We start from the raw sequence: 9,834 nt of genomic DNA, 5'->3' as shown, positions 1-9,834 counted from the left end.
GGCCTTGGCCGGGGCCGGGGGCCGGGGCTTCGGCTTTTCCGGCTCCAGCGGCTTCGGGAACGGGTTGGGGCCGGACGGCGGCGACAGCGAGACCTGCGCCGCTGCGCCGGTGGCAAGCAGCAACGAAGCCGCAACAATCGCGAACGCGCGCAGCGCCTTCATCTTGGAATCCAATGTGTTATTGCCGGGGGGCGGCAGCGAAGCCTTGGCGCAGCGCTTCGCCGGCGTCCGCCAGCGCGGCCGTGGGAACGTCGGCGCTCCAGATGAAGTCGCCCACCAGCACGAAATCGGCACCTGCTGTGGCGAATTGATGGACTTCGTCGCGGCTGGTCGCATAGCCGACGCACGGCGGCTCGAACAGCTCGGCCCACCAGTCCAAACGCTCGGCAATCGCCTCGGCCGAGGGCCGGGTGCCGTCGGCGCCGGGCTCGCCGAACAGCACGTAATCGGCGCCGGCTTCGCCGGCGATCATCGAATCATGCCGGGTTTCGAGCCCGCCGACGCCGGCGATCCGGGATGGCTGCAATTGCGCCAGCCATTCCTGCATCGCTTCGAGGCCGGACAGATGCGCCCCATCGGCGCCGCCGCGCGCCACCAGGTCGGCGTGGCCGTCGACCAGGAGCGCTGCGCCGCCTGCCTGCACCACCGGCGCCACCGCCTTGATCCGCGACGTCAGGGTCCGCGGATCGGACGGCTCCAACCGCAGCAGCACCGCCGCGATATCGGCGGCGGCGAGCAGCTTCGGCAGAGCCGCGACCAGGGCGGCGGGATCGGCAGTCACCGGCGTCGCCAGATACAGGCGCGGCGCCGGACGCGATGGAGCAGGCTTGGCGTTCATACGGCTCAGGCGGCCTTCTTGGTTTCGAGCTCGGCGCTCCACTCGCCCTTGGCGGCGAGCGAGTTCATCCGGGCCCGGTGCGTGAACGCGGCCTGACCGGCCGCGACGTTTTCGGCCTTGCCCGACCACGCCTTCTGCGGCGCGGCCTGCAGGGCACGGCCGTACGAGAAGGTGAGGCCCCAGGGCAGGCCGCCGATCTTGTTCATGGCATCGAGATGCGCCGTCGCTTCTTCGTCCGACTGGCCGCCGGACAGGAAGGCGATGCCCGGAACCGCCGACGGCACGCAGGCCTTCAGCAGCTTCACGGTCTTCTCGGCGACTTCCTGCACCGACGCCTTCTTAGCCGATTTCTTGCCGGGGACAGCCATGTTCGGCTTCAGGATCATGCCTTCGAGGGCGACGCGCTGGAAGTAGAGTTGCTGGAAGGTTTCCTTCAGCACCCATTCGGTGACGTTGTAGCAGGTGTCGATGTCGTGGGCGCCGTCCATCAGTACTTCGGGCTCGACGATCGGCACGATCTGGGCCTGCTGGCACAGCGCTGCGTAGCGCGCCAGCGCATGGGCGTTGGTCATGATCGCGGTGTGGGTCGGCACGCCGCGGGCGGTGTCGATGTCGATCACGGCGCGCCACTTCGCGAAGCGGGCGCCCTGCTTGTAGTACTTGGCGAGCCGCTCGGCGAGCTTGTCGAGGCCGACCGTGATGGTCTCGCCCGGGCAGTTCGGCAGCGGCTGGGTGCCCTCGTCGACCTTGATGCCGGGGATGCTGCCGGCCTGCTCGATCAGCTTCACCAGCGGAGTGCCGTCGGCGGCGTTCTGCCAGATCGTCTCGTCGTACAGGATCACGCCGGAGACGTAGTCGCTCATCGCCTCCTTGGAGCGGAACAGCATCTCGCGATAGTCGCGGCGGTTGGTCTCGGTCGACTCCACCCCGATCACGTCGAACCGCTTCTTGATCGTCCCCGACGACTCGTCGGCAGCGAGAATGCCCTTGCCGGGTGCGACCATGGCGCGAGCGATCTGGTTCAAGTCAGCGAGGTTCATCGCGTCTCTCCTTTGGCTGTTCTTGTTGGTTTGGGAAGCCGTTCGGACAGGGTCTTAGACAATGCCGAGGAAGATGGCGAGGGCGCGATTGACCGCGGCCATGTCGCCAGTGGAGAGGGAACCGATCCGTTGGCCAACCCGGCGCCGCGCGACCGCCGTGATCTTGTCCACCATGATCTGCGACCGTTGCAGCAGGCCATTGTCCGGGGTCGGCTCGACGACAAGGCGGATCGCCGGGATATCGCGCAGTTAAGTTGTGAGGGGCAAAACTGCGAGGGAGGGGACCTCCTCGAAGTCGTCGACCTGCACGACGACGGCAGGCCTCGGCTTGCCGTAGTCGCCCTGCATAGCGACCAGCACGACGTCGCCTCGGGTCACTTCCAGCCTTCTGAATCGAACCAGTCTTCAGTTTCGGCAAGAATCTGTTGTTCGTGGGGATCGTTCTTGAGCTGCAGGCACTGCCGCCTGATCTCGGCCTTGTATTCCTGCGAGTTGTAGTTCTCCGGAACCCAGAGAGTTACCGGCTTCAGGCCCATGGCCTTCATCTTGTCGCGGTGACGGCGGACCCGTTCCGCGCTGGCGCTGCGCGGCTTCGAAGCTCCGCCGGCAGCGGCAGCGCGCTTGCCCTTGGCGGGCTTGTCGACCGGCTGGTCCATCGCAGGCCTCCTCCGACCGGAGCGTTACATGTAACGCAAGATAGGCTCCGGTGGAGGCGGTCGCAAGCCGGCGCCGCGGGGGGGGGGGCGCCGGCCGTAGGGCTCACTTGACCTGGAGCACTTCCACGCCCGGCAGCGGCTTGCCTTCCATCCATTCCAGGAAGGCGCCGCCGGCGGTCGAGATGTAGGTGAAGTCGTCGGCGACGCCGGCGTGGTTGAGCGCCGCGACGGTGTCGCCGCCGCCCGCCACCGACACCAGCTTGCCGGCCTTGGTGCGTTTGGCGGCATGCTTGGCGGCTTCGACGGTGCCCTTGTCGAACGGCGTCAGCTCGAACGCGCCGACCGGGCCGTTCCACACCAGGGTGGCGGCATCGTCGATCGCGGCGTGGATGCGCTCGATCGAGCGCGGGCCGACGTCGAGGATCATGCTGTCCGGCGGGATCGCGTCGAGGCCGTAGGCGAACGACGGGGCGTTGGCCTCGAAGTGATACGCCACGGTGGCGTCGACCGGGAGGATGATGGCGCAGTTGGCAGCTTCGGCCTTATCGAGGATGCGCAGCGCGGTCGGAGCCAGGTCCTTCTCGCACAGCGACTTGCCGACCTTGACGCCCTGGGCGTGCAGGAAGGTGTTGGCCATGCCGCCGCCGATCACCAGCGCCTGCACCTTGGTGACCAGGTTTTCGAGCAGGTCGATCTTGGTCGACACCTTGGCGCCGCCGACGATCGCGATCACCGGCTTCACCGGCGCTTCCAGCGCCTTGTTCAGCGCGACCAATTCGGCCTGCATGGTGCGGCCCGCATAGGCCGGCAGCTTGTGGCCGAGGCCTTCGGTGGTGGCGTGGGCGCGGTGCGCGGCCGAGAACGCGTCGTTGACCCAGATGTCGCCGAGCTCGGCGAGCTTGTCGACGAACGCCGGATCGTTCTTCTCTTCCTCGGGATGGAAGCGGGTGTTTTCCAGGCACAGGATGTCGCCGTCGGCCATCGCGGCGATCGCCTTGGCGGCGGGCTCGCCGATGCAGTCATCAGCAAAGCCGACCGGCTTCTTGATGACGTCGGCCAGCGCGGCGGCGACCGGCTTGAGCGAGTTCTTGTCGTCGCGGCCCTTCGGCCGGCCGAAATGCGCCAGCAGGATCACCTTGGCGCCCTTGCTCGACAGCTCGGTGATGGTCGGCATCACGCGCTCGAGTCGGGTGTTGTCGGTCACCTTGCCGGCGTCCATCGGCACGTTGAGATCGACGCGCAGCAGCACGCGCTTGCCCTTCACATCGACGTCGTCGAGGGTGCGGAATGTCTTTGTCATGATGAACCCGGTGCCTTGGGTGTCATCCTTCGAGACGCCTCGCTGCGCTCGGCTCCTCAGGATGAGGGAGGATGATGGGCGCACGAAGAACAGCTTCGGCGCGTCGAATGCGGCGCCTCATGGCAGAAGCGGGTGATAACCCGAACTTGGTCCATGAGGCGCCGTGTCGTCGTCGACTCACCGCTGAGCGGCTCAGTCGATTAGATCGAGACTTGGTCGATTAGATCAGCTTGCCCATCGCGACGGCGGTGTCGGCCATGCGGTTGGAGAAGCCCCACTCGTTGTCGTACCACGACATCACGCGCACCAGCGTGCCGTTCTGCACCTTGGTCTGGTCCATGTGGAAGGTGGACGAGTGCGGATCGTGGTTGAAGTCGATCGAAACGTTCGGCGCGTTGGTGTAGCCGAGGATGCCCTTCAGCTCCTGCTCGGCGGCGCGCTTGATCGCGTCGTTGATCTCTTCCTTGGTGGTGGCCTTCTTGGCGATGATCTTGAGGTCGACCACCGAGACGTTCGGGGTCGGCACGCGGATCGCGACGCCATCCAGCTTGCCCTTCAGCTCGGGCAGCACCAGGCCGATCGCCTTGGCGGCGCCGGTCGAGGTCGGGATCATCGACATCGCTGCAGCGCGGCCGCGGTAGAGATCCTTGTGCATGGTGTCCAGCGTCGGCTGGTCGCCGGTGTAGGCATGGATCGTAGTCATGAAGCCGGTTTCGATGCCGACGGTGTCGTTGAGCACCTTGGCGACCGGAGCCAGGCAGTTCGTGGTGCACGAGCCGTTCGACACCACCATGTGGTCCTTCGACAGGGTCTCGTGGTTGACGCCATACACGATGGTCGCATCAGCGCCGTCCGACGGGGCCGAAACCAGAACGCGCTTGGCGCCGGCGGTCAGCAGCGCCGCGGCCTTGTCGCGCGCGGTGAAGATGCCGGTGCATTCCAGCGCGATGTCGACGCCGACTTCCTTGTACGGCAGCGCCGACGGATCCTTGATCGCCGTCACCTTGATCTTGCCGCGGCCGGCATCGATGGTGTCGCCGTCGACCTTGACTTCGTGCGGAAAGCGGCCGTGGACGGAGTCGAAGCGCAGCAGATGGGCATTGGTCTCGACCGGGCCGAGATCGTTGATCGCAACGACTTCGATGTCCTTACGGCCGGACTCGTAGATCGCCCGCATAACGTTGCGGCCGATGCGGCCAAACCCATTGATCGCGACCCGAACTGCCATCCAACTTCTCCTCGCTGCAGATGATTTTCAATTCTACGACGGGGCGCTCCCCGTACTCTTGCGCGGTTTCATGCCCAAAATACCGAGCGGTTGCAATCCGCTCGTTCATGATTCAGATCAAAGACTTACCGCAGGCGCGGCCCACCTGATGCGGTGAACTGCCGCGCCCGAATAATTGCGCGATCCTTAATCGCCCGCGTGCGGGCGCCGCGATATTAGGCGGCGAGCCGACGCTTAGCGGCGTCCGCCACGGCCTCGGCGGTAATTCCGAAGTGTTTGTAGAGGTCCTTGGCCGGCGCGCTGGCGCCGAACCCGGTCATGCCGACGAAGCCGCCGTCCGGACCGATCACCGCGTCCCAGCCGAACCGCACTGCGGCCTCGACCGCGACCTTGACCGGCGCATCGCCGATGATCGCGGCGCGGGTGGCGTCGTCCTGCGCCAGCAGCAGATCGAGCGACGGCACCGAGACGACGCGGGCGGCGACGCCCTGCACCTCGAGCAACTTCTGCGCCGCGACCGCGATCTCGACCTCGGAGCCGGTGGCGAAGATCGACACCTGGGCCTTGCCCGGCGCTGGGATCAGCTCATAGCCGCCGGTGGCGCAGAGGTTGGCCTCGGAGGTTGCGGTGCGGACCTGAGCGAGGTTCTGCCGCGACAGCGCCAGCACGGTCGGCCCATTGGTGTTCTCCAGCGCGAGCTGCCAGCATTCGGCGGTTTCCACCGCGTCGGCCGGGCGGAATACCCGCATGTTCGGCATCGCCCGCAGAGCGGCGAGGTGTTCGACCGGCTGATGCGTCGGGCCGTCTTCGCCGAGCCCGATCGAATCGTGGGTCATGATGTAGACAACCGGCACATGCGACAGCGCCGCGACCCGCATCGACGGGCGCGCGTAGTCGGTGAAGCACAGGAATGTGCCGCCCGCGGGCGCGAACCCGCCGTGCAGCGCCAGGCCGTTCATTGCAGCCGCCATCCCCATCTCGCGGATGCCGTAATGGATGTAGCGGCCGGAGAAATCGTCTGGCGTCACGTCCTTGGCCTGCTTGACGCGGGTGTTGTTGGAGGGCGTCAGGTCGGCGGAGCCGAGCAGCAGCTCGGGCACCACCGGCGTCAGCGCTTCCAGCGCCAGTTCGCTGGCCTTGCGGGTGGCGATGGTCTGCGGTTCGGCGACCAGTTTGTCCTTGAGCGCACGGATCGCATCCGCAATCGCCGCCGGCCGCTTACGGTCGATCACCCGGCGTTTGAAATCGTCGCGCTTGTCCGCCGGCAGCGCGTCGAACCGGGTCAGCCAGTCGGCGCGGGCGGAGGCGCCCTGCTTGCCGACATTGCGCCAGGCACCGAGCACGTCGTCCGGAATCTCGAACGGGCCGTAGTCCCAGCCGAGCGCCTTCTTGGCGCCGGCAAGCTCTTCGGCTCCGAGCGGTTCGCCATGCGCCTTCGAGGTGCCGGCCTTATGCGGCGCGCCGAAGCCGATGGTGGTCTTGCAGGCGATCATGGTCGGCCGGTCGGAGGCCTGGGCTTTGCGGATCGCGTCGGCGATCGCCTTGTGGTCGTGACCGTCGATCCGGAATGAATTCCAGCCATGCGCCTGGAAGCGCGCGACCTGGTCGACATTGTCGGTGAGCGACAGCGGCCCGTCGATCGAGATGCCGTTGTCGTCGTACAGGAAGATCAGCTTCGACAGCTTGAGGTGCCCGGCGAGCGCGATCGCCTCGTGACTGACGCCTTCCATCAGGTCGCCGTCCGAGCACAGCACGTAGGTGTAGTGATCGACGATGTCGCCGAATTCCGCCTGCAGCAGCCGCTCCGCCAGCGCCGTGCCGACCGACGAGGCGACGCCCTGGCCGAGCGGGCCGGTGGTGGTCTCGACCGACGAGGTGATGCAGTTCTCCGGATGGCCCGGCGTCTTGGAGTCGAGCTGGCGGAAATTCTTGATCTGATCGAGCGTCACTTCCTCGTTGCCGGTCAGATACAGCAGCGCGTAGAGCAGCATCGAGCCGTGACCGGCCGAGAGGATGAAACGGTCGCGGTCCGGCCAGTGCGGATCGGCGGCATCGAATTTCAGAAACTGCGACCACAGCACGGTCGCGACATCGGCGGCCCCCATCGGCAGCCCGGGATGGCCGGATTTGGCCTTCTCCACCGCATCCATCGCCAGCGCCCGGATTGCGTTTGCCATGCGGGAATGATCGACCTGCGCCATGATGGATCTCGCCTGAAAATGAGGGTTGCGGTTGTTCCGGTAGAATCGGAACGTGCCCTGCCTCCATGGCAGGGCGATGAACAGAACAGATGGGGCTGGACAGCCGGGGAAGCCAGTTCGGCATAGCACCCGATACCGCTAGGGCCAACATTTTGGCCCGGAACCGGCGCTTTGGCGGGTGCTTTGCAGTGCATAGTGCAGCGGCAGCGTTGCGCTGGGCTTCTGCGCCACGTAAATTTCATGCTCTAAAGGCTTGTTCAATCGTGGCTTTTGTGGGGGTCCCCAGAGACCTCGGGGTGTGGGAGCTTGCGAGGGGTCGCGCAACGAGCATGACGGATCGTCCTGCCCACGGTTCCATCGCTGCCGATCAGGCACCGGCCGAGATCGTCGCGGCGGCTCGCCGCCTTGCAGCGGCGCTTGAAGCGCTGGAAAGCGCGGTGGAACGGCGTGCCGAGGCCGACCGCGACGAAGACGAGCTGGCCTCGCGAATCCAGGCGCTCGGCGCCGATCGGTCGCGACTCGCCGACGAACTCGACGGTGCGCTGGTGCGCAGCCGCAAGCTCGAGCGGGTCAATCGCGAGATCGCGCAGCGGCTCGACTCCGCCATCGACACCATTCGCCACGTGCTCGACACGGAAGCGGGCGATCCACAGCCGGCCGAGGAGGAGTCATGAGCTCGAGCGACTCCGCTGGGTCCGCCAACCATGTCAGCGTCACCATCAATGGCCGGCAATACCGAATGGCCTGCGAGCCGGGCCAGGAGCCGCAGCTGCTCGGGCTCGCTGAAAATCTCGAGACGCGGATTCAGAGCCTGCGCGGCCGGTTCGGCGAGATCGGCGACGCGCGGCTCACCGTGATGGCGGCGCTGATGATGGCCGACGAACTCCTCGACGCCCACGGCCGCATCGCCTCGCTGCAGCAGGAAGTCGATGCTTTGCGCAACGACCGCGCCGCTTCGCTCGATCGCACCGTGTCGACCAACCGCGCCGTCGCCGCCGCGCTCAACAGCGCCGCCGAACGCATCGAGCGCACCACCCAGGTCCTCAACCGCACCATCGGCGGCGGCATCGCGATCGGGTAGTCTTGTTTCTTCCTTACAGCGCGCAATGCCGGGGACACTATCGTTTGTCATTCCGGGATGCGCGCCCTTGCGCGCAGGCCCGGAATCCATATCCCCTGGAATCGCGGTGAAACACTGCAGCGGAGATGCAGTCCTTAACTGTGACGACAGGGGATATGGATTCCGGGCTCGCGCTGCGCGCGCCCCGGAATGACGGGGAGAGGTTGTGATTGCAGCACAGAGCTGTTGTTACTTCCGCAACACCGCCACCAGCTCGACATGCGGTGTGTACTTGAACTGATCGACCGGGATCACGCGTTCGAGTTTGTAGCCGCCATCGATCAGCAGCTTCGCGTCGCGGGCGAAGGTGGTGGCGTTGCAGGAGACGGCGAGTACCAGCGGCACCCGGCTGGCTGCGAGCTGCGTGGCCTGCGCCTGCGCGCCCTGGCGCGGGGGATCGAACAGTACGGCGTCGTAATCGCGCAGTTCGGGCGGCGCCAGCGGGCGACGGAACAGATCGCGCGCTTCGGCCTTCACCGGCTTCAGCCCCGGCGTCGCCGGCGCGGCCTTCTGCAGCGCCGTGACGGCCGGCGCGTCGCTGTCACAGGCGAACACCCGCGCCTTCTCGGCGAGGCGCAGCGCGAACGGGCCGACGCCGCAGAACAGATCCGCGACCTGCTTGGCGCGGCCGAGATGAGCCATCGCCAGCTCTGCCAGCGTTTGTTCGCCGAGCGCCGTCGCCTGCAGGAACGCGCCCGGCGGCAAGGTCACCTTGGCCTTGCCGATCGCCACCACCGGCGGCCGGCGTAGCAGAACTAATTCACCGTGGCGCGTCAGCCGGGCGAGCTTGTGCTTATCGGCGAGCTGCGACAGCGAGGTGATCATCTTCGGCGGCAGCGGGCCCGAGCCGCGCACGTCGATATCGAGGCCGTTCTCGGTCGCGGTAACTTGAATATCGAGCGGCTTGCCGACCGGCGTCAGCGCTTCGGCCAGCGCCCAGGCCGCTTCCAGCGCGCCGCTCAGCGCCGGATCGAGGATCGGGCAGTGATCGATGGCGATGATGTCGTGGCTTGCGGTGGCGCTGAAGCCGACCTTGAGAATGTCGTGCGTGCCGCGGCGTCCATGCAGCGTGACGCGGCGGCGACCGGCGCCGTGGGCATCGATCAGCGGATCGACCGGAACGTCGATCCCCGCCTGCGCCAGCGTCTCGATCACCAGGTTGCGCTTCCACGTCCGATACGGCTCGTCGCGCAAATGTTGGATCGCGCAGCCGCCGCACACGCCGAAATGCGGACAGAACGGTGCCACCCGGTCGGGGCTGGGGACCTCGACGCGCAGCAGTTTGCGGCGGTCGGGATGGCCCTGCACCGGTTCGGCCTCGACGGTTTCGCCAGGCAGCGCGAATGGCACGTAAGTCGCGCCGCCTGGCGACAGGCTGACGCCGTCGCCGCGGTGGCCGAGCTGATCGATCGTCAGGGTCTGGATCATGGCGATGCGATAGTCCCCGGCCG

The 9,834-nt window shown here is 66.7% G+C and carries 9 protein-coding genes and 1 pseudogene; 2 read left to right on the top strand and 8 right to left on the bottom strand.

The annotated features are described in order from the left end of the window. Positions 1 to 178 precede the first annotated feature (178 nt). The 7 genes and pseudogenes from VRZ08_RS19075 to tkt all read right to left on the bottom strand — a co-directional run bounded on the left by VRZ08_RS19075 (position 179) and on the right by tkt (position 7,263). Positions 179 to 838, bottom strand: coding sequence for a thiamine phosphate synthase (locus VRZ08_RS19075; RefSeq protein ID WP_414533524.1), 660 nt, complete (start codon positions 836 to 838; stop codon positions 179 to 181). Between the two features lie 5 nt (positions 839 to 843). Continuing rightward, entirely contained in the window at positions 844 to 1,878 is a 1,035-nt protein-coding gene (locus tag VRZ08_RS19070; RefSeq protein WP_107354363.1) for a class I fructose-bisphosphate aldolase, read from the bottom strand. A gap of 54 nt (positions 1,879 to 1,932) precedes the next feature. Beyond that, positions 1,933 to 2,238: pseudogene (locus VRZ08_RS19065) on the bottom strand (type II toxin-antitoxin system PemK/MazF family toxin). 14 nt (positions 2,239 to 2,252) lie between these two features. Continuing rightward, the gene (locus VRZ08_RS19060) at positions 2,253 to 2,534 is read right to left on the bottom strand and encodes an antitoxin MazE family protein (protein ID WP_107354365.1); all 282 of its coding nucleotides are present in this window, start codon (positions 2,532 to 2,534) and stop codon (positions 2,253 to 2,255) included. Positions 2,535 to 2,637: 103 nt separating this feature from the next. Further along, positions 2,638 to 3,834 (bottom strand): phosphoglycerate kinase, encoded by a 1,197-nt coding sequence (locus tag VRZ08_RS19055; RefSeq protein ID WP_414533523.1) that lies wholly within the window; start codon positions 3,832 to 3,834, stop codon positions 2,638 to 2,640. A gap of 220 nt (positions 3,835 to 4,054) precedes the next feature. Beyond that, positions 4,055 to 5,062 carry a type I glyceraldehyde-3-phosphate dehydrogenase gene (gene gap / locus VRZ08_RS19050; RefSeq protein ID WP_264054377.1) on the bottom strand — a complete coding sequence of 336 codons (1,008 nt, stop codon included), beginning with the start codon at positions 5,060 to 5,062 and terminating at the stop codon, positions 4,055 to 4,057. A gap of 215 nt (positions 5,063 to 5,277) precedes the next feature. Beyond that, the gene (gene tkt / locus VRZ08_RS19045) at positions 5,278 to 7,263 is read right to left on the bottom strand and encodes a transketolase (RefSeq protein ID WP_414533522.1); all 1,986 of its coding nucleotides are present in this window, start codon (positions 7,261 to 7,263) and stop codon (positions 5,278 to 5,280) included. Between the two features lie 329 nt (positions 7,264 to 7,592). Here tkt and VRZ08_RS19040 point away from each other — a divergent pair, with 329 nt between their 5' ends. Both VRZ08_RS19040 and VRZ08_RS19035 read left to right on the top strand, forming a co-directional pair. Next, positions 7,593 to 7,937, top strand: coding sequence for a DUF4164 domain-containing protein (locus VRZ08_RS19040; protein WP_107343096.1), 345 nt, complete (start codon positions 7,593 to 7,595; stop codon positions 7,935 to 7,937). Continuing rightward, a complete protein-coding gene (locus VRZ08_RS19035) occupies positions 7,934 to 8,344 on the top strand; it encodes a cell division protein ZapA (RefSeq protein ID WP_107343097.1) in 411 nt (136 codons plus the stop codon). The genes VRZ08_RS19040 and VRZ08_RS19035 overlap by 4 nt, the downstream gene beginning before the upstream one ends. Before the next feature lie 228 nt (positions 8,345 to 8,572). Here the strand turns inward: VRZ08_RS19035 and VRZ08_RS19030 are convergent, their stop codons facing one another. Next, positions 8,573 to 9,811: a class I SAM-dependent RNA methyltransferase gene (locus VRZ08_RS19030; RefSeq protein WP_414533521.1), complete on the bottom strand. Its 1,239-nt coding sequence runs from the start codon at positions 9,809 to 9,811 to the stop codon at positions 8,573 to 8,575. Between the last annotated feature and the right edge of the window lie 23 nt (positions 9,812 to 9,834).

Source organism: Rhodopseudomonas sp. G2_2311, assembly GCF_047501505.1.
GTDB classification, from domain to species: Bacteria; Pseudomonadota; Alphaproteobacteria; order Rhizobiales; family Xanthobacteraceae; genus Rhodopseudomonas; species Rhodopseudomonas palustris_H.
The sequence above is the reverse complement of the archived record's forward strand: the minus strand, read 5'-3'. Positions and strand labels throughout refer to the sequence as shown.